We start from the raw sequence: 20389 nt of genomic DNA on the forward strand, positions 1-20389 counted from the left end.
CTCCCCCTACGCGCTCGTCCGGGTGAGCTGTGCGGCTTTGTCGGTGAGGTGGGTGAGTGTGAAGAGGACGCCTGCGAGTTCGAGGGTGTCGCCGGTGTGGAGGTTCTTGTACAGGGCGACGGGGGTGGCGGCGCAGTTGGCGTTGATGCCTGCGGTGTGGGTGGTGGTGTCGAGGTAGGAGACGGTGAGGGAGAGGCCGGTGGGGAAGGGGGTGACGGTGCTGTTGTCGAGCAGGGAGAGGGTGTGTCCCTTGGCGGGGAAGCCCTTGGCTGCGGCGGCGCGGACGGACGGGGCGGTGGTGAAGCAGAGGGCGTTGTCGGCCGTTCCGCCTTGGGATTCAAGGGAGTTGGGGGCGGCGGCCAGGGCGGCCTTGGCCTTCGTGTCCTGGGGTTGCAGGACGACGCGGTAGGAGCAGATCTGGCTGACCGTGTAGGCGTGCCCGGACACGGTGATCCGCTGCCCGGCACGGACGGTCCACTCCTTCTGCCCGGCCGCGTACCTCGCCCCGTCCCGCAGGATCGCGGTACGGGCCGTACCGTCCGCCGTCGCGGCGTCGTAGCGCACACCCCCGCCGCCCGGCAGCCGGAACCCGCCACCCCGCAGCACATGCACCCCATCGGCCCCAGCAGCGCCCACGCACACCGGACCCTTGTCCCTCGCGGCCGCCCCCGCCGACGCGCTCGGTGAAGTGGGGCTGCTGTCAACGGAGTTGGGGCTTGCCGATGCCGCCCTGTCCTGCTGGGACTTGCCGCCGCACGCCGTGAGGGATAGGGCGGTGGCGGTCGCCAGCGCTACGGCTATGGGCGAGGTGCGGCGCTTCACGGTGGTCCCCCGGGAGACTGAAGTTCGTCAAGAGGGCGAACGCTACCGGCGGGGTTCAAGTTTTCGCCAGCGCGAACGTGCCTGCAAATGGGGGTATTTGTTGGACTACCTGCTCAAAGGTGCTGTGTCGGCGCCCGGTTGATGCTCCGCTCGGCCCGATCCCCCCTCAGTCCGCCGGCACCCGCACCCTCCCCGACAGCACCAACGCCCCGACCGCCGCGACCCCCAACATCCCCAGCGCCACCCGCAGTGAGGTCGCGTTCGCCAGTACGCCCACCGCCGGGCCCGCCAGCAGGAAGCCCGGCCACTGGCCTATCGAGACGACCGAGACGGCCTCGCCGGCCGGGACGTCGCTCTGCCTCCCGGCGAGGACGATCACCGCCGGGAGGACGCACGAGATGCCCAGGCCGATGAGGACGAAGCCGGTCAGGGCGAACGGCAGGCTCGGGTGCGCCAACGTCACGATGACGCCGGTGAGGAGGGTGAGGAGGCAGACGCGCAGGGCGGTGCGGCGATCGGGCAGCCGGTCCCCGAACAGACGGCCCGCGAGGATCGCCACCGAGAAGCAGGTGTACGTCGTCGCCCCGAGCGCCGCGCCCTCGCCCAACTGGTCCGCCGTGTACACCGAACTCCACTGCGACGCCGCCCCCTCCACGAACGACCCCAGGAACGCCACCCCGGCCAGCACCAGCAGGTGCGGAGTGAAACGGTGCCGCAGCGAACGCCGTTCGGACTTCGGGCGGCCCCCGGGGTGGTCCTTCGGCAGCCTCGGGGCGAGGATCACGAGCAGCGTGCCCAGGACGCCACTGCTCCACGCCAGCTGCGCACCCGGCGTCGTTCCCGTCGCCGCCGCCAGGGTGCCGAGCGCCCCGCCCGCCAACACCCCACAGCTGTACGACGCGTGGAACCCGGACATCAACGGGCGCCCCGCGTCCCGCTCGACCGCCACCGCGAGGGCGTTGACCGGGGTCGCCAGGAACGTCGCCGACAGGCCCCACAGCGCGAGGCCCGCCACCAGCGCGGGCACGGTCGACGCGCCTGCCAGCAGCGGCGCGTTGGCGAGGACGAGGGTGGCCGCCGCCAGGCTCAGCAGCCGGTTGCCGACCCGGCCGATCAACACCGTGACCAGCACCAGCGCGATCACGTCCCCGAACGCCGACGCCGTACTCAGCACCCCCCACTCGGCCGTGTCCAGGCCGACCGCGTCCCGGATCGCCGGAATCCGCGCCATCCAGCCGCCCTGGGTGCCGCCCAGCACCACGAACACCAGCCGCACCGCGAGCCGGGACGGCAGATCGGAGGCGGAACGGGGACCGGTTCTCATGCCCTCGCTCCCACCCTCGCCCTCGCTCCCACGCCCACCCTCACGCGCACCCTCGCCCTCGCTCCCACGTTCACTTCACCGGTCTCCTCGTCAGTCGGATCAGCCACAGCGTCGCCAGCAGGGAGGCGCCGGACAGTGCGGTCAGCAGCCAGGGGACGGCGTGGATGCCCCAGCCCTCGATGCCCAGGCCCAGCAACGGCGGCGCCGCCACCCCGCCGACCATCGACGCGGCGATCACCCAGGCCCCGGCCCTGCGCGCCCCCGGAAGAGCCCGGTTCAGCCAGGGCAGACCGGTCGGGAAGACCGGCGCGATGAACAGGCCCACACCGGCGTACGCCACCGGCGCCAGCGGGGTGACCAGCGTCAGGAGCAGGCAGCCGGTCATGCCGGCCGCGCAGATCGTGAGGATGCGCTCGGGGGAGTGGCGCAGCGCCAGCGGGACGACGAGGAACCGGCCCGCCGTCAGCATCAGCCAGTACACCGAGGTCGCCGACGCGGCCACGGTCGCGGTGTGGCCGACGGTCTCCAGATGGGTGGGTTCCCAGCCGCCGACACCGGCCTCCACGGCCACGTTGAGGACGTAGAGGGCGAGGAAACCGACCAGCACCCGGGAAAGGAGCGGCGCGGACGCGCCCGGCGTCGATCCGGGCGGCTCCTCGCGGGTGCGGACCCCCGCCGTGCACGGCACCAGCAGCGCCGCGAGCAGCGCGCACGCCCCGAAGGCGTACCCGTACCGGTCCGGGCCCAGCCAGGCGATCAGCGCCGGGCCGAGGACGGCCCCGATGCCGAAGTGCGCGTTGAGGACGTTCAGCATCGCCGTGGAACGGTCCCCGAAGCCGACGGCGAACAGCAGGTTCAGACCGTAGTCGATGCCGCCGAAACCGAGCCCGCCGAGGAACGCGGCGACCAGCGCGAGCGGCCAGTTCGGGGCCAGCGCGACACCGGCGCCGCCGACCGCCAGCAGCGCGTAACTCGCCGCGAGCAGCGCCCTGTTGCCCACCCGGTGCTGAACGGCGTTGCAGGCGAGGACGCCCAGTACCCCGCCCGTGAAGTGCAGGCTCAGACCGAGGCCCGCGCCCGCCGGGGACAGCCCGAACTCCGCGCGCAGCCCCGGCACCGCCGGGCCGTACAGGGCCTGCACCATGCCGATGAGTACGAACCCGACGCACGACGCCACCGCGGCCGGCCGGCTGAAGAGCCGGCCGGCCGCGGTGGACCCTATGTCGGTCGCGGTCAACGGGATTCCGAGAACACGAAGGTGAACTCGGCCCGCTCGGCCCGCAGATGGTACTGAGGCAGCGGGCCGGGACCGCAGGACTGCGAGCCGATGCCGTGCTGCCCGTGGTCGAGGTTGACCCACACGGTGTCGCCCGGCGTGAGGTCGGTGCGGTGGGTCGCCGCGTCCAGCTGCTCGGTGGTCCAGCGCCGGGCGGTGAACGAGAACTCCGGGTCGCCCTCGACGCGCAGCCCGCCGAGTTCGGCCCAACGGACGTCCGCGCGGGCGCCGTTCTCCTGCGGGCGGACGTAGGGGGTCTGGAGTCCGTCGACCGTGGACTCCCAACTCCCGATCCGCGAGGCGCCCTTGGTGTCCGGGTAGGCCTCGCCGGGGCCGCCGCCGAACCAGCGCACCCGGTCCGCCGACGCGGCGAGCCCGAAGCGGACGCCGAGCCGGGGCAGCGGCACGTTCCAGTCGCCCTCGGGCGTCACCGACACGGTCAGCCGCAGCCGTTCACCGTCGGTGGTCCAGCGGTAGACCGTCGCGAGGCCCACCTCCCAGGCGGCCGGTGCCACCCGGGTGCGCACGGTCAGCGCGTTCCCGTCCGCCTCGACGGCGACGATGCGGTGCCGCATGCGGTGCAGGCCCAGCTTGCGCCAGAGGACGCCGTAGCGGGTGTCGGACTGCCACTCGGCGCCGTCGTCGTTGTCGGTCGGCGCCCGCCACACGTCCAGGCGCGGGCCGCCGGTGACCTCGACGCCGCCGAGCGCGTGCAGGGTGCCGGTGCGGGCGTCGAAGGTGGCCGGGCCCAGCGTGATCACACCGCCGTCGGCCGCCGGGGCGACGGTCGCGGCGACGGACGGTGCCGTGCGCGCGACGATGGTGTCCTGGCCCCACGCGACCTCGTGACCGGCCGGGCCCCAGAGAGTGTCGGCGGCCAGCAGGGCCCGCACCGTCCAGCCCGTCTCACCGCCCCGACTCTCCGGCGGGGCGGGCAACTTGACGTCCGCCGACGCGCCGGGCGCCAGCGCCGGGACGGTCAGGCTGCCCGACTCGACGCTCTCGCCGTCCACTTGGTAGGACCACGTGAACGCGAACGCCGAAAGGTCCGCGAAATCCTGCTTGTTGGTGATGCGGACGGTGCCGTCACCGCCGTTGCCCTCGATGTGGACGGGCTCGATGACCTTCTTGTACTCCAGCAGGCCGGGGGAGGGGGTGCGGTCGGGGAAGACCAGGCCGTCGCAGACGAAGTTGCCGTCGTGCAGCTCCTCGCCGAAGTCGCCGCCGTAGGCGTAGCCGAACCGCTCGTCCTGGACGCCGTGGTCGATCCACTCCCAGATGAAGCCGCCCTGGAGCCGCTCGTACGTCTCGAACAGCTCCTGGTAATCGGCGATGCCACCCGGGCCGTTGCCCATCGCGTGCCCGTACTCGCACTGGATGAAGGGGAGTTGACGGCGCTTGTGGGTGCCGCCGTCGAGTCCCTGGCCGATCTTCTCGACCTCGTCGTGGAAGGCGTACATCCGCGAATAGACGTCCGTGTCACGGCAGTTCCAGTCGCCCTCGTAGTGCACGAGGCGCGAGGAGTCCCGGCCGTGAATCCACTCGGCCATCGCCGTCAGACCCCGGCCGGTGCCGGCCTCGTTGCCCAGCGACCAGATGACGACCGACGGGTGATTCTTGTCCCGCTCGACCATCCGGGCCGCGCGGTCCAGGAGCGCCGGGGTCCAGCGGTCGTCGTCGACGGGGTTGTCCCGCCAGTCCTGCTCGGTGAAGCCGTGGGTCTCCAGGTCGCACTCGTCGATCACCCACAGCCCGTACTCGTCGCACAGGTCCAGGAAGGCCGGGTGCGGCGGGTAGTGCGAGGTGCGGACGGCGTTGAGGTTGTGCCGCTTCATCAGCAGCACGTCCTCGCGCATCGTCTCCAGGTCGAGCGCGCGGCCGTTGACCGGGTGCCACTCGTGCCGGTTGACGCCCTTGAACAGCAGCGGTGCGCCGTTGACCTTGATCAGCCCGTCCTCGACGACGACCGTCCGGAAGCCGATCCGCAACGGCACCCGCTCGCCCGCCGTGACCAGCTCACCGGCGTACAGCGTCGGCGTCTCGGCCGTCCACGCCTCGACCGGCACGGTCACGCTCTCGCCGGTCGCGACATCGATGTCCAGGGCGGGCACCAGGACCCGTCCGGCCACCTCGGAGTCGACCCGCAGGGTGCCCGCGCCGCCGACGTGGTCGTAGGAGGCGTGCACGAAGAAGTCCCGGACGCTGCCCGCCGGGCGGTGCAGGAGCGTCACATCACGGAAGATGCCGGGCAGCCACCACTGGTCCTGGTCCTCCAGATAGGAGCCCGCCGACCACTGGTGCACGCGCACCGCGAGGACGTTCCCGGTCGGCTTCAGGAGCTGCTCGACGGCGAACTCGTGCGGCAGCCGGGAGCCCTTGAACTCGCCGATCTCGGTGCCGTTCAGCCAGACCCGGGCGCAGGACTCGACGCCGTCGAAGCGCAGCACGGCCCCGGCGCCCTCGGCGTGGTCGGGCCAGTCGGACGGCAGGTCGAAGACGCGCAGATGGTCGCCGGTGGGGTTCTCGGTCGGCACATGCGGCGGGTCGACCGGGAACGGGTAGAGGTGGTTGGTGTAGATCGGCAGGCCGAAGGCGCCGTCGCCCTGGAGGACCCAGTGGCCGGGGACCGTGACCTCCGCCCACCCGCCGGCGTCGAAGCCCGGCGCGGCGAACGTGTCGTCCTCGGCATCAGCGGTCGGCGACACCCGAAGCCGCCAACTGCCGTTCAGAGACAGGGACATGGCGTCCGAGGACGCGTACCAGGCCCGGGGCGCGAGGGCCCCGGAGCCGGGTGAGACGTCCTCGACGTAGTCGACGGAGGAGGAGGTGGTGCGGATGGACATCGGTCTCCAGGTTCTCGATCGGGGGGTTCAGCCCTTGATGCCGGTCTGTGCGATCCCCTGCACCAGCCAGCGCTGGAGGAAGAGGAACACGAACAGCAGGGGCAGGATGGAGATGGCCGTCGCCATGAAGATCTGGTGGAACACGACGGTCTGGTTGGTCATGTAGGAGGAGAGGGCCACCTGCACGGTCCACGCGCTGGGGTCCTGCCCGATCACCAGCGGCCACAGGAACGCGTTCCAGCCGTTGATGAACGTGATCGTCGCGATGGCCGCGAAGAAGTTCAGCGAGTTGGGGACGACGACACGCCAGTAGGCACCCCAGTAGCCGAGCCCGTCCACCCGCGCCGCCTCCTCCAGCTCCTTGGGGAACCCCAGGAAGTACTGCCGGAACAGGAAGCAGGTGAAACCACTGAACAGGCCCGGAATGATGAGACCTCGGTAGGTGTCCACCCAGCCGAGCGACGAGACCAGCACGAAGCTCGGCACGAAGGTCACCGCGGTCGGGACCATCAGGGTGCCGAGCACCGCGTAGAACACCTTGTTGGCGTGCCGGTAGGGGATGCGGGCCAGGGCGTACCCGGCCAGCGAGCACAGCAGCAGCACGCCCGCCGTGTGCAGGACGGCGACGACCGTGGAGTTCAGCAGGGACCGGGCGAACGGCACCGAGGTGTCGTCGAACAGGGCGCCGACGTTGCCCCACTGGAGGTCGGTGGGGAAGAACTTCCAGTGCTCGCCGGTGATCTCGGCGTCCGTGGACAGGGCGTTGCGGATCAGCAGGTAGAAGGGGACGAGGAAGAGGAACGTGGCGACACCGGTGGCGAGGTAGAGGCCGGTGCTGCTCATCACGCCGCCGCGCCGCCGCTCGGGCGCGGTCGCCCTCGTGGCCTTGCGTATCCCGGGTGCGGTGGTGGTCACTTGGACTCCTCCCCCCTTCCGAATCCCATGAACTTCCCCTGGAGCAGGGTGACGGCACAGATCAGCACGGTCAGGACGACGGCACCGGCGCTGCCCGCGCCGTAGTCCTGGTTCTCGCCGAGGGCGGTGTAGTACAGCTCGACGAGCGGGGGCCGGCCCCAGGTCGTCTTGGAGAGCAGGTTGAAGAACTCGTCGAAGGCCTGGTAGGCGGCGACCAGCAGGAGCAGCACCACCGCCGTCGACGTGGCCTTCAGCTGCGGCAGGGTGATGTGACGGAACGTCTGCCAGCCGGGCTTGGCACCGTCGATGGCGGCGGCCTCGTACAGCTCGGCCGGGATGTTCTGGAGGGCCGCGATGAACAGGATCATGTAGAACCCGGACTGCAACCACAGCCGGGCGCTGACGATGACCAGCCAGTACCAGGGCGGGTTCGGGTCGGCGAGCCAGGCGATGTTCTCGACCCCGAACCAGCCGAGGACCGTGTTCATCAGGCCGAAGCGGACGCCGCTGAAGATGGACATCTTCCAGATCAGCGACGCGGCGACATAGCTGCACGCGGTCGGCAGGAAGAACACCGACCGGAAGAAGCCGCGCAGGAACCGCAGCCGGTTCACCATCAGGGCGAGGCCGAGCGACAGCGCCCAGGTGGTGGGCACGATGAAGGCGGCGAAGACGGTGAAGGTGACGAGGGAGCCGACGAAGTCGGGGTTCGTCAGCATGTAGCTGTAGTTGTCGAAGCCGATGAACTTCTCGGGCGTGACCGTGAACCGGGCGTCGAAGAAGCTGAGGTAGAGACTCCAGCCGATGGGGACGTAGACGAAGAGGGCCAGCCCGAGCAGGAACGGGCCGATGAAGAGCCAGAAGTTGAAGGCGCGGTTGCCGCCCAGACCCCGTCGGCGGCGGGCCGGGGAGGCCTTCGCCGGGGTGGGGCGCGCGAGGTCGCGTGTCGTGGTCGTCGCCATGTCGGGTTCCGTCCCCCGGCCTATCCGAACAGCTTCTTCAGCTCACGGCCCACCGCCGTGTCGGCCTTGTCGAGCGAGGCCTCGGGGTCGCCGTTCTTGCGGACGCTGTTGGCGAAGACGTCCTCCAGCGCGGAGATCATCGCCTGCGTCCAGCCGATGTTGTCGAAGTGCCCGTACTCGTTGAAGAGCTTGACGCCCTCGGCCGGGGTGCCGCTCTTGAGCTTGCTGGCGGACGCGGCGATCGACGTGCGCGGCGGGATGTGGAAGCCGTACGACGTGGCCCACTCCTCCTGGTACTTCTTCTGCTCGATCCACAGCCACTTCACGTACTCCTTGGCCGCGTCGACGTTCTCGCTCTTGGCGTTGACGAACATCGACCAACCGCCGTTGTAGACCGAGGGCTTGCCGGAGTCGGTGACCTTGGGGAAGGGGAAGATGCCCCAGTCGTCGCCGAGCGCCTGTTGGAACTGGGGCATCGCCCACATGCCGCAGAACTGGATGGCGCACAGGCCCTGGTTGAGCGCCGAGGGGTCCCAGTAGTCGGTCGGGGCGCCGAGGAGCAGGTCGCCGCTGGTGAACAGCTTGCGCATCTTCTTCAGGCCGTCGATGACACCGTCGGTGTGGTACGCGATCTCGTTCTTCGCGTTCAGGGTGTCCGCGCCCGCCGACCAGATCAGCGGGCTGATCACCGCGTGCAGGTCGTTGCCGAGGAAGGCGCCCTTGACCTTGCCGGTGGTGAGCTTGGCGGCGGCCTCGATCAGCTCGTCGAGGGTCTCCGGCACCTCCACCCTGGCCTTCTCGAACAGCGACTTCCGGTAGAAGAAGAACTGCGGGTCGTCGATCATCCGGACGCCGTATATCTTCCCGTCGACCGTGTGCGAGGCGATGTCGGCCGGGTTGAAGTCGTCCTTGACCGGGGTGACGATGTCGGTCAGGTCCGCCACCTGGCCGCTGCGCACCATCTGGATCTGCGGGTGGAACTCGAACATGTCGGGCGCGTTCTTGGTGAGCAGCGTCGCGAAGAGCTTGTTCTCGAAGTCCGCGCTGGTGATCCACTGCGTGTTCACGCTGGCGCCCTGGTAGGCGGCGGCGTAGCGCTTGATCGCCTGCTCGGTCCCGGACTCGCCGTAGGCGTGGAAGTACTGGGAGAGATGCTTCCCCGACCCCGCACCGCCCCCGCGCCCCGTGTTGCTGCCGCACGCGGCCAGGGAACCGGCGGCTGCCACGCCCGCTGCGGCCCGGAGGAGGGAACGGCGGGACCAGTTGCTGTTGCTCGTTGCCGACATGCTGGACGTCCTTGTCTCGATTTGCGGCTGCGGCTCGATCGCCCTGTGGCCAGCTGGCTCGAATCAGGTAGCGGTGCGGGGACGTTAACCTTCGGCTAAGGCTTCGGCAAGGGGTTGGACAAAGCCGGTTCGAAGCGTTGTGCCCGGTTCGGAATGCCGAACATCCGGGAGCTGAACGAGGGTTGCGGGCCGCCGGGTCCGGACCGTCGGCGGCCCTCGGTCACCGGGCCGGAACGACGGGCCGGTCGCCTCGCCCGTCAGGACGGTGGCGCGGTACGGCTCCTCGCGAGGGTGGTGCGGGCGGCGGACCTCTGCCCCGCGGATTGCAGCGCGCCTTCGAGGGCGAAGGTCGCCGAACCCAGACACACCGGGTCGGTGGGGATGGGGGAGAGGACGATCTCGGTGGTGGCCAGCGGACGCGGCAGCGCGCGCCGGGCGACCGCCTCGCGCACCGCGTCCAGCAGCGGTTCGCCCAGGCGGCGGGCCACCCAGCTGCTCAGGACGACCACTTCGGGGTTGAGGACGTTCACCAGGTCGGCGATGCTCGCGCCGAGGTAACGGGCGGTCTCCCGGACCACGCCGACCGCCACCGGATCGCCCGCCGCGACGCCGAGCGCCAGCGCGTCGATCGTCGCGGTCTGATCCCGGGGCCGCAGCAGCGGGCTGCCCGGGTGCGCCTCCCGCAGGTTCAGCATGATCCCGGGCGCCCCGACATACGTCTCGACGCAGCCGTGGTTGCCGCAGTGGCAGCGGCGGCCGTCCAGCACCAGCGTCGTATGCCCCCACTCACCCGCGCTGTTGCTGACCCCCCGGTGCACCGCGCCGCCCAGCACCAGCCCGGCGCCGACACCCGTGCCGAGGTTCACGATCACCGCGTCACCGCGACCCCGGGCCGCCCCGAACCACAACTCCGCGACCGCGCAGGCCCGCAGCGGGTTGTCCAGATACAGCGGATGGGCGAGGTGCTCGGCGAGCAGATCGAGCAACGGCACCTGGTGCCAGTCCCAGTTGGGCGCGTACTCGCAGACGCCGGTCGAGCGGTCCACCTGCCCCGGCACGCTCACCCCGACGCCGAGCACCCGGGCGCCCTCCACCCCGGCCTGCGCGACGACCGCGCCGACGGCGGCCGTGACATGGCTGACGACCTGCTCGGGCCGGTTCTCCCCGGGGCGCATGTGCTCCTCGGCGCGGGCCAGCACGGTCAGCCCGAGGTCGAACAGCTCGACGTGGACATAGGTCTCGGCGATGTCGACGCCGATCAGCGCGCCCCCCGACGCGTGCACGGCGACCAGGCCCCGGGGGCGTCCGCCCGCCGAGTCCTCGAAGCCGACCTCGGTGATCATGCCGAGGTCGGTCAGCTCGTTGATGAGGGTGGCGACGGTCGCCAGGCTCAGCCCGGTGGCCGCCGCCAACTCCTGCCGGGAGGTGGGCGACGCGGCGATGATCTGGCGCAGCACCTCGTAGCGGTTCGCGGTACGGATGTCACGTGAGGTGCGCTTCACCTGATCGACCCCCCATCCCTTCAGCTCGGGCAGGCCGGAGCGGGTCGGCCCCGGCGCCGCGCCAGGCTATGGGCTCCCCTCCGCTTTCGACAAGGGGTTAGGAAAGGGGCTTTATAAAGTCGTGGCCGGGTCAGTCGCCCAGCACGTCCCGGACGAACGCGTTGGCGAACTTCGCCCCCGGGTCCAGCGCCCGCGCCAGCTCCCGGAACTCCCCGAGGCGCGGATACCGGGCGCGCACCACCGGCGCCGGCACCGTGTACACCTTGCCCCAGTGCGGACGCGGCTCGAACGCCGCGAGCGCCTCCTCGACCACCCCCACCGCCGGCAGCACCACCGCCGTGTCCTCGGTCCAGGTGAAGTGCAGCGCGACCGAGTCCCGCCCGAACGCCGGGCTGAGCCACTGCTCGTCGGCGGCCACCGTCCGCACCTCACAGGTCAGCAGCGGCCCCGCGAACGACTCCCGAACGGCGTCCAGCGCGGCCAGCGCGGCCGTCGCCGCCGACCTCGGCAGCAGGTACTCCGACTGAAGCTCGTTGCCCCGGCTCGGCGTGAACTCCGCCCGGAAATGCGGGAGTCGCTCGTGCCAGGGGCCCGGCACCCCGAACTGCTCGGTGCAGTTGCCGCCCGGCATCCCCGGCACCGGGTGCAGCGCGAGAGTCGCGGGCGCGGCCCACGGGAAGTCGGCCGGCGGCTGGTCGAGGCGCCGCTTGCGCCACACCTGCCGAAACCCCCGCGCCCGCCAGTCGGTGAACAGGCTCACGCTGTACGCCGATCCGGCGACGGTCTCGAAGTCCAGCCCGTCCAGCGGGAGTTCGGTGAACACCTGCTGCTCGACCTCGAAGGCGGGCGTCAGGTCCAGGGTGAGCGCGGTGACGACTCCGAGGGCGCCCAACGAGGTCACGGCGCCGGGGAACCGCGCGTCGCCCCGGCCTATCGTCACCGCCTCGCCGCCGGCCGTGATCAGCTCGACCTCGCGCACGGACGACGCGAGCGGGGCGTTGGTCACGCCCGAGCCGTGGGTGCCGGTCGCCACCGAGCCGGCCACCGAAATGTGCGGCAGGGACGCCAGGTTGGGCAGCGCGAGGCCCGCCGCGTGCACGACGCGGGCCAGCTCCGCGTACCGGACCCCGGCCGAGACCCGGACCGTGCGGGCCGCGCCGTTCACGTCGATCACCGGCGCCAGCGCGGCCAGGGAGAGCAGGACGCCCTCGGGGCCCGGCTCGGCGATGCGGTTGAAGGAGTGCCCGCTGCCCAGCACCCGCACCCGCGCGCTGCCCGCCACCAGCGCCCTGAGCGCCTCCAGCGAACGCGGCCGGTGCACCTCCTTGGCCGCGTAGGTGATGTTGCCCGCCCAGTTGGTGACCGTCTCCGCCGTCATCCTTGCCGTCCCTCCGGAAAGTGCGCGCGGGAAAGCGCGTGTGGGCCGACCTTCTCATCCGGCGGCGCGGACGTCCCCGTGATCGACAGGTGTTCGACGGGTCGGCCGTTCTCCCCCGGAACACCCGTGAGCGGGGGCGGTTTCCGGCCTCGTTCGGGGCGTGGCGCACGCCACACCGCGACCCCGACCGGCACGCTCCGGCCGCCGGGGCATACCGTGAGGAGTCGTTGGACTGAGCCGGGAGGAGAGATCGGGATGGGCAGCCGTACCGCGCTGGTCGAGGATCTGATGGAGCGGTTCCCGCATGTACCGCGGGAGGCCGTCTTCAAGGAGGACCTGCTGCGCGGTGGTGTGGCCTTCGACCCCTCCGCGCTGAGCGACAACGAATCCGGCGAGGTCAAGCCGAAGTCGTACTTCATCTTCTCCTTCGACCACGGCACCCTGCCGGAGCTGGGGGAGGCCGCGCTGCGCCGCCCGCCGGAGGAGATCATCCTCACCGGCGGCCCCTACGACCTGCGCCGCACCGTCGTCTCCGTGCGCGTGAATCCGTCGTCGCCGTACCGGGTGGCCTCCGACGACGAGGGCGTCCTCGGCCTCTACCTCGACGGCAAGCGCATCGCCGACGTCGGGGTGCCGCCGATGCCGGAGTACTACCGGCACAAGCTCTCCAACGGGAAGTCCGTGATGGAGGTGGCCCCCACCATCCAGTGGGGCTACCTCATCTACCTCACCGTCTTCCGGGTCTGCCAGTACTTCGGCGCCAAGGAGGAGTGCCAGTACTGCGACATCAACCACAACTGGCGCCAGCACAAGGCGGCCGGGCGGCCCTACACCGGCGTCAAGGACGTCGAGGAGGTCCTCGAAGCCCTGGAGATCATCGACCGGTACGACACCGCGAAGACCTCCACCGCCTACACCCTCACCGGCGGCGCCATCACCAAGACGGTCGCCGGGCGCGACGAGGCCGACTTCTACGGCCACTACGCCAAGGCCATCGAGGAGCGCTTCCCGGGCCGCTGGATCGGCAAGGTCGTCGCCCAGGCGCTGCCGAAGGACGACGTGCAGCGGTTCAAGGACTACGGCGTGCAGATCTACCACCCCAACTACGAGGTGTGGGACGAGTACCTCTTCAAGCTGCACTGCCCCGGCAAGGAGCGCTACGTCGGCCGCGCCGAGTGGCACAAGCGCATCCTCGACTCCGCCGACATCTTCGGCGCCCGCAACGTGATCCCCAACTTCGTCGCGGGCGTGGAGATGGCGGAGCCGTTCGGCTTCAAGACCGTCGACGAGGCGATCGCGTCGACCACCGAGGGCCTGCGCTTCTTCATGTCGCAGGGCATCACGCCCCGCTTCACCACCTGGTGCCCGGAGCCCACCACCCCGCTCGGCAAGGCCAACCCGCAGGGCGCCCCGCTGGAGTACCACATCCGGCTCCTGGAGGCCTACCGCGCCACCATGGACGACTTCGGCCTCTCCTCCCCGCCCGGCTACGGCCCGCCCGGACCCGGCCGCGCGGTCTTCTCCGTCAGCTCCTTCATGGACAGCCTCCCGGAACGACGCGAAACGGCGGCCGAAACGTCACAGGCAACGGCGACGGCGGCGACGCCCGAGGCGTGAGCTGAGCGGAACGGTCCCGGGCGAGGGACCGGCGGAGGGCGTGGACAACGCCGCCGTCGGCACCGCCCGGGACCGTCGGCGTTTGCGGGGACCGCCCGCGCCGCTGCCGTCGGCGTGCGGAACCCTCCCCGCCCGGGATCGAGAAGCCGGGGCGTTTGCTCCGTATCACCCTCGGGGCGTCGGCGGGCCACGCCGGGACACCCGAGGTGAAGAGCGCGCTTGTCAGTTGTGCGGGAGACGTGAAAGGCTCGGGGCCTGCCGCGAGGGTCCCCACAACTCCGTTGCCAATAAGGCGAGTTGGCCTCGCATGTGGATGCAGGAGACTCATGCCCGACCTGCCGACCCCGAACGACGCCGCCGAGGCCGCGCTGTTCTCGGAGTGCTGGGACGCGGTGCTTTCCTACGCCGACCTGTGCACCGCGGGTTCCGCCGCGGCCACGCAGCTGGCCACGGAGGCGTTCGCCCTCGGTATCCGCGAGGCCCGCGTCGTCGAGAGCGCGAGTGCCCGAGGCACCGGCCGCCGTGCCGCCCGACTCCCGGTGATTCCCCTGCTGTTGACCGCGGTACGCACCACCGCGGCGGCCTGGGAGAGCGGCGGCAAGGGCCACGACCTCGACCCCGACCTCCGGCTCTGGCTGCACTCCGAGAAGGCCGCCCGCTACACCGGCCCCCCGCTCCAACGCCCCCTCGCCCTGCGGGGGTTGAGGGACCTCCAGGAGGCGGACGCGGCGCTGCTGTGGCTGGCCGAGGTGGAGACGCTGCCGCTCACCGTCGTCGCCCGCCGCCTCGGCCTCGACCCGGCCGCCGTGGGCGACGAACTCGGCCAGGTGCGGGGCCTGTTCAGGGACCGCTGCCACCGCGCCCAGCTCGACTCCCCGATGGCCGCGCACTGCCGCAGCTACGCCCGCCTCCTCGACGGCGTCACCCGTTCACCGGCCGCCGACATCCCCCCGGACCTCTCCCGCCACCTCTCCCGGTGCGTGGACTGCGCCGAGGCGGCCGCCTGTCTGCGCCCGCACGGCGGCGGTCTGCCCGCCGCGCTGGTCGGCGGCGTCATCGGCTGGGGCGGCCTCGCCTACCTGGAACGGCGCCGCCGGGCCGCCGAGGTCAGACTCGGCGTCGGCCGCCCCGAACTCGCCGCAGGAGAGGGCCCCGACCCGAAGCCCGGCGCGCAACGCGCCCGCATGGTCCGCACCAGCTTGCTGGCCGCCGCCGTCTCGGTGTCGCTGCTGGCGCTCGCGGTGTCGATGATGCCGTTCGGAGGCACCGAGACGAGCGCCTCCGAGGGCACCGCCCCGGCCGGGGGCGAACCGGCGCCGTTCCCCAGCCCGTCCTTCTCCATCCCGCCCGCGACCTCCTCCCCGAGGCCGCCCACCGACACCCACGGCGAGAACTCCGACCCGGAACCGCAGGGCACCTCCTCCTCCACCGCCGAGGACCCGGACGCGGACGGCGACGCTCCGGCGAGCTGCACCTTCGCCTTCGACCTCGTCAACCAGTGGCCCGACGGCTTCCAGGCCACCCTCAGCGTCACCACCGCCGGCGCGGTCGACGGCTGGCGGGTCGCCTGGACCTTCGCCGACGGCCAGCGGGTCGGCCAGATGTGGGACGCGAGCGTCAGCCAGGACGGCTCCCGCGTCACCGCCGTCGCCGCCGACTACAACAGGTCCGTCCCGGCCGACGGCACCCTCACCTTCGGCTTCCTCGCCACCTGGAAGGGCAAGAACACCCCACCGACCCAGGTCATGCTGAACGGCAGAGAGTGCGCGAAGTCCGGGTGACCCGGACCACCGCCGCTCACCATGCCTTCCCCGGACTCACAACCCCTTCCCCGGGTTCAAGATCCCCCGGGGGTCGAACGCCTCCTTGATGCGGCGTTGGAGGGTGTGGGACGTGGGGCCCAGCTCCTCGGCCACCCACTGGCGTTTGAGGGTGCCGACGCCGTGTTCGCCGGTGAGGGTGCCGCCCAGGCGCAGGGCGAGGGCGAAGATCTCGCCCGCCGCCTCCCAGGCCGCGTCGGGCAGCCGGTCGAGGGACGGGTCGACGACCACGATGGGGTGGAGGTTGCCGTCCGCCGCGTGGGCGATCGTGAACACCGGCACGGCATGGCGGGCGGAGATGGCCCGGATCTCCGCCGCCGCCTCCGCCAGCCGGGAACGCGGCACCGCGATGTCCTCGATGAGCGGCCGGCCCAGCCGTTCCAGCGCGGGCAGCGCGAGCCGCCGGGCCGCGAGCAGCGCCTCCGCCTCGGCCGCGTCCTCGGTGGTCTCGACGCTGGTCGCGGACCCGGCGAGCAACGCCGCGACCGCCGCCGTCTCCACCGCCGCGCCGGCCCCGTCGCACTGGACGATCAACAGGGCCGCGCCCCGCGCCCGCAGCGCCGGATCGACGGCTTCGAGGACCGGGCCGTCGACCAGTTCGGCCAGCGCCGGCACGATGCCCGCCCGCCCGATCGCGTAGGACGCCTCGGCGGCGGCCTCGAAGGTCGCGAAGTAGGCGGCGAGCGTGGCCGTCGCGGCCGGGGCGGGCCGCAGCCGCAGCGTCGCCGACGTGATCACCGCGAGGGTGCCCTCCGAGCCGGTGAGCAGCGCCGTCAGGTCGTACCCGGTGACGCCCTTGACGGTCCGTCGGCCGGTGCGCACCACCGTTCCGTCGGCGAGGACGGCCTCCAGGCCGAGGACGCTGTCCCGGGTCACCCCGTACTTCGCGCACCGCAGCCCGCCCGCGTTGGTCGCGATGTTCCCGCCGATCGTCGACCACGCGGCGCTGGCCGGGTCCGGCGCGTAGATCAGCCCGTGGGCGGACGCCGCCCGGTCCAGGTCGGCGGTGATCACTCCGGGTTCGACGACGGCGAGCTGGTCGTCGACGGAGAGTTCCCGGATCTGGTCCATCCCGGACAGGTCCAGGACGAGGGTGCCCTCGCCCGCCGTCGCGCCGCCCGACAGACCGGTGCCCGCGCCGCGCGGCACCACCGGCACCCGCAGGTCGTGCGCGTGCCGCAGGGTGACCGTCACCTCGGTGGTGTGCCGGGCGTGCACGACGGCCAGCGGGAGTCCGTCGGGGCGGGTGCCGGAGCGGTCGGTGGCGTGCGCGGCGAGCGTGCGCGGCTCCGTGACCAGCCGGTCGGGCGGCAGGTCCCGGGCGAGCAGGCCGAGGAGACGGGCGGAGGTGGTGGGCAGGGCGAGGGTCACAGCGACAGCGCCTTCGTTCCGACGGTGAGCAGGGAGACGTCCGCCTGGGGCGCGTGCACCGGCGCGCACTGGATGTCGCGGAAGTGCCGCTCCAGCGGGTTGCCGCGGGCCAGCCCCGGGTTGCCGAGCAGCCGCACCGCCAGCTCCACGGCCCGCAGCCCGTGCCGGTCGGCCAACACCCGTGCCCCGAGCGCCTGTTCAGGGGTGTACGCGGGGTCGCCCGCGTCCACCTTCGCGGCGCCGCCGAACACCAGGTGCTCGGCGGCGGCGAGCAGCACCTCGATCTCCCCGGCGGCGGCCCTGAACCGTTCGGTACGGGCCACCGGATGGCCGAGGTTGGCCGGCACCCGGGCATGGGCGAACGTGTGGAACGCCTCCTGCGCCGCCCGCGCCACCCCCAAGTACAGGGCGGCCAACGGGAGATGGAGCGCCGCGCCCGCCCGGTTGTCCTGCTCGGCCGCCCGACCGTGCGGGCCGAGCCCGATGACATCGTCGGCCCCCACCTCCACGTCCCGGAACGTCACGTCGTGACTGCCGCTGGCCCGCAGCCCCAACTGGTCCCACCGGCCGGTGACGTCGATGCCGGCCGAGGCGCCGGGCACCAGGAACGTGCCCACCCGCGGCTCGGCCTCGTCGGTGGTGGCCCACACCAGGAACCAGTCGAGCCCCTCCGCGCCGGTCACGAACCGTTTCGTGCCGCTGATCGCCCACCCGTCGGCGGTACGCCGGGCCCGGGTGGAGGGCAGCCCGCCGCGCGCCGGTGAGCCCAACTCCGGTTCCACCCGGGCATGGTTGACGAGCACCGGCCGTTCGAACGACTCCTTCACCACCCGTGCGTACAACTCGCCCGGCCAGTGCGGCTGTTGGGCTTGCCGGGCGTGCACGGAGAGCGTCATCGCGGCGATCAGGGCGACGGACGGATCGAGTCGCCCCAGCCGGTGCAGGACCCGCGCCGACTCCTCGACGCCGCCGCCGGGGCCGCCGTAGCGCCGGCCGACGGTCGCGGTGAGCAGGCCCGCCTCGTGCGCGAGGCGCAGCGACTCGGCGGGGAAATCGCCCGACTCGTCGTAACGGGCGGCCAGTTCAGCGATACGGGCGGTCACAGGGCCTCCACCAGGTCCGTGTCGAGAGCGGTCACAGGGCCTTCTCCAGGTCGGCGTCGAGGGCGGTGGTCCAGAACGACTTCACGGTCAAGGGGGACGTGAGGGCGCCCAGTTCGGTGAAGACGTCCGCGACCTTCTGCTCGGAGGCGATCGCCGCGTCGTCGACCGGGTGGAGCGTCGTCGGCCGCTGCTTCTGCTGCGCGACGAGGTCCGCCTCGGCCTGGGCGACGGGCTGATGGGTCTGGGCGGCGATCACCTTCGCGAACGCGGCCTCACGCCCGTCCCGGACATACGCGTACGCCGTGTCGATACGGGCGATGAGATCGGCGGCGGCCGCCTTCTGGGCGTCGTTCCCGAGGACGCTGTCCCGGGCCGACCAGAGGAAGTTGCCCGACAGGACGTCCGCGCCCGAGCCGATCGTCCGCGCGCCCCGCTGGTGGGCGGTGATGACCGAGGTGCCGTAGGAGGCGAACGCGTCCAGGGAACCGCCGTTGAGGGCGGCGAGGCCGTCGTTGGGCAGCAGCGGCTTGGCGTCGACGTCGGACCACTTGAGGCCCGCCCGCTTCAGCAGTTCGTACAGGAAGTAGTGGGCGGTGGTGTTCTGGACGTAGCCGACCTTCTTGCCCTTCAGGCCGGCGATGCTCGTGACCTGGGAGCCCTTGGGGACGACGACCTCCTGGTTCAGGGTGGAGCCGCGTTCGACGGCGACCACCTTGAAGTTGGGTCTGCCGTCGGCGGCGGCGAACACGGGCGGGATCTCACTGGACAGGGCCAGGTCGAGGGCGCCGGCCCGGACGGCCTGGAGCTGCTGGTCACCGCCCTGGAACAGGCTCCAGCGCACGGTGTACGGGGTGTCGTCGAGGTGGGCGAACTTCAGCACCGCCTCCTCGACCTTCCACCCGGTGGCGCCGGCGCGCAGGGTGACATCGGCGGGGGAGCCGGCCTCGGCGGAGCGGGTGCAGCCGGTCGCGAAGGGCAGGAGCGCGGCGAGCACGCAGAGGACGGCGGCGGACGTGCGCAGGGCACGGAGACGGCGAAGCGACACGGGGGCTCCATCAGGCGGCGTGGGCGGGGGAGGCGCGGTGGGCGAGTTCCTGCCGGACCAGCGGCAGCACATGACGGGCGTAGTCGATGGCGTCGTTGAGCGGGTCGTAGCCGCGGATCGACAGCAGGTCGCAGCCGATGTCCACGTAGTCGAGCAGCGCCTTGGCGACCGTCTCCGGGGAGCCGACGAGCGCCGTGGAGGCACCGGCCGCGTTGGTGGCGATCGCCGGAGCCGTCCACAGGCAGCGGTCGTGGACCTCGCCCCGCTCGGCGATGTCGAGCAGCCGCTGCGAACCGACGTTGGCCGGGCGGCCGTCGGTGCGGTAGTGCCGCAGCAGCTCGGTGTTGCGGGCCTGGTCCTTGAGGACCCCCAGCGTGCGGTGCGCCTTCTCCCAGGCCAGCTCGTCGGTGGGCGCGATGATCGGGCGGAACGACACCCAGATCCGGGGGCGCCCGCGGCCCGCGGCGTCGGCGACCGCGTTGACGGCGGCGATCTGCTCCTTCGTCTCCGCCAGCGGCTCGCCCCACAGCCCGAAGATGTCGCCCTGCTGCCCGCCGACCCGGTAGGCGTCCTGCGACGAACCGCCGACCGAGATCGGCACCAGCCCGTTCACCGGCTTCACATCGGAGTGGTAGCCCTCGAAGCGGAAGTACTTCCCCTCGTGCGAGACCGGCCCCTCGGCCTGCCACACCCTGCGCAGGATCTGGATGTACTCGTCCGAACGCTCGTACCGCTCCGCCTTGTTGAGGTAGTCGCCCTCCCGCCGCTGCTCCTCGTCGCTGCCGCCGGAGATGATGTGCAGGGTCAGCCGCCCGTCACTGATCCGGTCCAGGGTGGCCAGCGCCCGCGCGGCGTGCGTCGGGAAGATGACCCCCGGCCGGTGCGCGAGGATCGGCCGGATGCGCTCGGTGTGGGTGGCGACGAACTGCGCGATCTGGAAGGCGTCGGGGGACGCCGAGTGGTAGGCGACCAGCGTGTGATCGAACCCTCCGTCGTCCAACGCCCGTGCGTAACGGCGCAGATGGTCGACGTCGAGACCGGTACGGCTGGCCGCGGCGGGCCCCGACGCACCGGCGTCGGTGTGGACGGCGCTGATGAACTCGACAGGCATGCGTGACTCCTTGG

At 71.9% G+C, this 20389-nt stretch carries 15 protein-coding genes; 2 read left to right on the forward strand and 13 right to left on the reverse strand.

The window, feature by feature from the left end; genetic code table 11:
- Positions 1 to 6 precede the first annotated feature (6 nt).
- The 9 genes from ACIQOU_RS05760 to ACIQOU_RS05800 form a co-directional block, all read right to left on the reverse strand.
- Complete coding sequence (locus ACIQOU_RS05760; RefSeq protein ID WP_401534163.1) at positions 7 to 636, reverse strand: hypothetical protein; 630 nt, start codon at positions 634 to 636, stop codon at positions 7 to 9.
- 352 nt (positions 637 to 988) lie between these two features.
- Positions 989 to 2146 carry an MFS transporter gene (locus ACIQOU_RS05765; protein WP_401534164.1) on the reverse strand — a complete coding sequence of 386 codons (1158 nt, stop codon included), beginning with the start codon at positions 2144 to 2146 and terminating at the stop codon, positions 989 to 991.
- Between the two features lie 70 nt (positions 2147 to 2216).
- The gene (locus ACIQOU_RS05770; RefSeq protein ID WP_401534166.1) at positions 2217 to 3383 is read right to left on the reverse strand and encodes an MFS transporter; all 1167 of its coding nucleotides are present in this window, start codon (positions 3381 to 3383) and stop codon (positions 2217 to 2219) included.
- Positions 3380 to 6265, reverse strand: a complete 2886-nt coding sequence (locus ACIQOU_RS05775) for a glycoside hydrolase family 2 TIM barrel-domain containing protein (RefSeq protein ID WP_401534168.1) — start codon at positions 6263 to 6265, stop codon at positions 3380 to 3382. The genes ACIQOU_RS05770 and ACIQOU_RS05775 overlap by 4 nt, the downstream gene beginning before the upstream one ends.
- Positions 6266 to 6292: 27 nt before the next feature.
- On the reverse strand, positions 6293 to 7180 hold the full coding sequence (locus ACIQOU_RS05780; protein WP_401534170.1) for a carbohydrate ABC transporter permease: 888 nt from the start codon (positions 7178 to 7180) through the stop codon (positions 6293 to 6295).
- Complete coding sequence (locus tag ACIQOU_RS05785) at positions 7177 to 8142, reverse strand: carbohydrate ABC transporter permease (RefSeq protein WP_401534172.1); 966 nt, start codon at positions 8140 to 8142, stop codon at positions 7177 to 7179. The genes ACIQOU_RS05780 and ACIQOU_RS05785 overlap by 4 nt, the downstream gene beginning before the upstream one ends.
- Positions 8143 to 8162: 20 nt before the next feature.
- Positions 8163 to 9428: an ABC transporter substrate-binding protein gene (locus ACIQOU_RS05790; RefSeq protein WP_401534173.1), complete on the reverse strand. Its 1266-nt coding sequence runs from the start codon at positions 9426 to 9428 to the stop codon at positions 8163 to 8165.
- Between the two features lie 257 nt (positions 9429 to 9685).
- Positions 9686 to 10930: an ROK family transcriptional regulator gene (locus tag ACIQOU_RS05795; protein ID WP_401534174.1), complete on the reverse strand. Its 1245-nt coding sequence runs from the start codon at positions 10928 to 10930 to the stop codon at positions 9686 to 9688.
- Between the two features lie 130 nt (positions 10931 to 11060).
- Positions 11061 to 12308 carry an FAD-binding protein gene (locus tag ACIQOU_RS05800; protein WP_401534176.1) on the reverse strand — a complete coding sequence of 416 codons (1248 nt, stop codon included), beginning with the start codon at positions 12306 to 12308 and terminating at the stop codon, positions 11061 to 11063.
- A 255-nt stretch (positions 12309 to 12563) separates the two neighbouring features.
- Here ACIQOU_RS05800 and ACIQOU_RS05805 point away from each other — a divergent pair, with 255 nt between their 5' ends.
- Entirely contained in the window at positions 12564 to 13925 is a 1362-nt protein-coding gene (locus ACIQOU_RS05805) for a radical SAM protein (protein WP_401534178.1), read from the forward strand.
- Positions 13926 to 14251: 326 nt separating this feature from the next.
- Positions 14252 to 15706: a cellulose binding domain-containing protein gene (locus tag ACIQOU_RS05810; protein ID WP_401534179.1), complete on the forward strand. Its 1455-nt coding sequence runs from the start codon at positions 14252 to 14254 to the stop codon at positions 15704 to 15706.
- Between the two features lie 36 nt (positions 15707 to 15742).
- On the opposite strand, the gene ACIQOU_RS05815 is transcribed toward ACIQOU_RS05810, so the two are convergent.
- Genes ACIQOU_RS05815 through ACIQOU_RS05830 form a run of 4 tightly spaced genes read right to left on the reverse strand, consistent with a single transcriptional unit; the run spans position 15743 to position 20375 of the window.
- Positions 15743 to 17116 carry an FAD-binding oxidoreductase gene (locus tag ACIQOU_RS05815; protein ID WP_401534180.1) on the reverse strand — a complete coding sequence of 458 codons (1374 nt, stop codon included), beginning with the start codon at positions 17114 to 17116 and terminating at the stop codon, positions 15743 to 15745.
- Positions 17113 to 18219 (reverse strand): acyl-CoA dehydrogenase family protein, encoded by a 1107-nt coding sequence (locus ACIQOU_RS05820; RefSeq protein WP_401534181.1) that lies wholly within the window; start codon positions 18217 to 18219, stop codon positions 17113 to 17115. The genes ACIQOU_RS05815 and ACIQOU_RS05820 overlap by 4 nt, the downstream gene beginning before the upstream one ends.
- Before the next feature lie 31 nt (positions 18220 to 18250).
- Positions 18251 to 19264 (reverse strand): ABC transporter substrate-binding protein, encoded by a 1014-nt coding sequence (locus ACIQOU_RS05825; protein WP_401534183.1) that lies wholly within the window; start codon positions 19262 to 19264, stop codon positions 18251 to 18253.
- 10 nt (positions 19265 to 19274) lie between these two features.
- Positions 19275 to 20375, reverse strand: coding sequence for an LLM class flavin-dependent oxidoreductase (locus tag ACIQOU_RS05830; RefSeq protein WP_401534185.1), 1101 nt, complete (start codon positions 20373 to 20375; stop codon positions 19275 to 19277).
- Positions 20376 to 20389 lie beyond the last annotated feature (14 nt).

Source organism: Streptomyces sp. NPDC091279 (genome assembly GCF_044757465.1).
Lineage (GTDB): Bacteria > Actinomycetota > Actinomycetes > Streptomycetales > Streptomycetaceae > Streptomyces.

Coding starts and splice junctions, on each gene's coding strand:
- ACIQOU_RS05765 (WP_401534164.1), bottom strand. CDS start 2,146: ATGAGAACCGGTCCCCGTTCCGCCTCCGATCTGCCGTCCCGGCTCGCG.
- ACIQOU_RS05775 (WP_401534168.1), bottom strand. CDS start 6,265: ATGTCCATCCGCACCACCTCCTCCTCCGTCGACTACGTCGAGGACGTC.
- ACIQOU_RS05785 (WP_401534172.1), bottom strand. CDS start 8,142: ATGGCGACGACCACGACACGCGACCTCGCGCGCCCCACCCCGGCGAAG.
- ACIQOU_RS05790 (WP_401534173.1), bottom strand. CDS start 9,428: ATGTCGGCAACGAGCAACAGCAACTGGTCCCGCCGTTCCCTCCTCCGG.
- ACIQOU_RS05800 (WP_401534176.1), bottom strand. CDS start 12,308: ATGACGGCGGAGACGGTCACCAACTGGGCGGGCAACATCACCTACGCG.
- ACIQOU_RS05805 (WP_401534178.1), top strand. CDS start 12,564: ATGGGCAGCCGTACCGCGCTGGTCGAGGATCTGATGGAGCGGTTCCCG.
- ACIQOU_RS05810 (WP_401534179.1), top strand. CDS start 14,252: ATGCCCGACCTGCCGACCCCGAACGACGCCGCCGAGGCCGCGCTGTTC.
- ACIQOU_RS05830 (WP_401534185.1), bottom strand. CDS start 20,375: ATGCCTGTCGAGTTCATCAGCGCCGTCCACACCGACGCCGGTGCGTCG.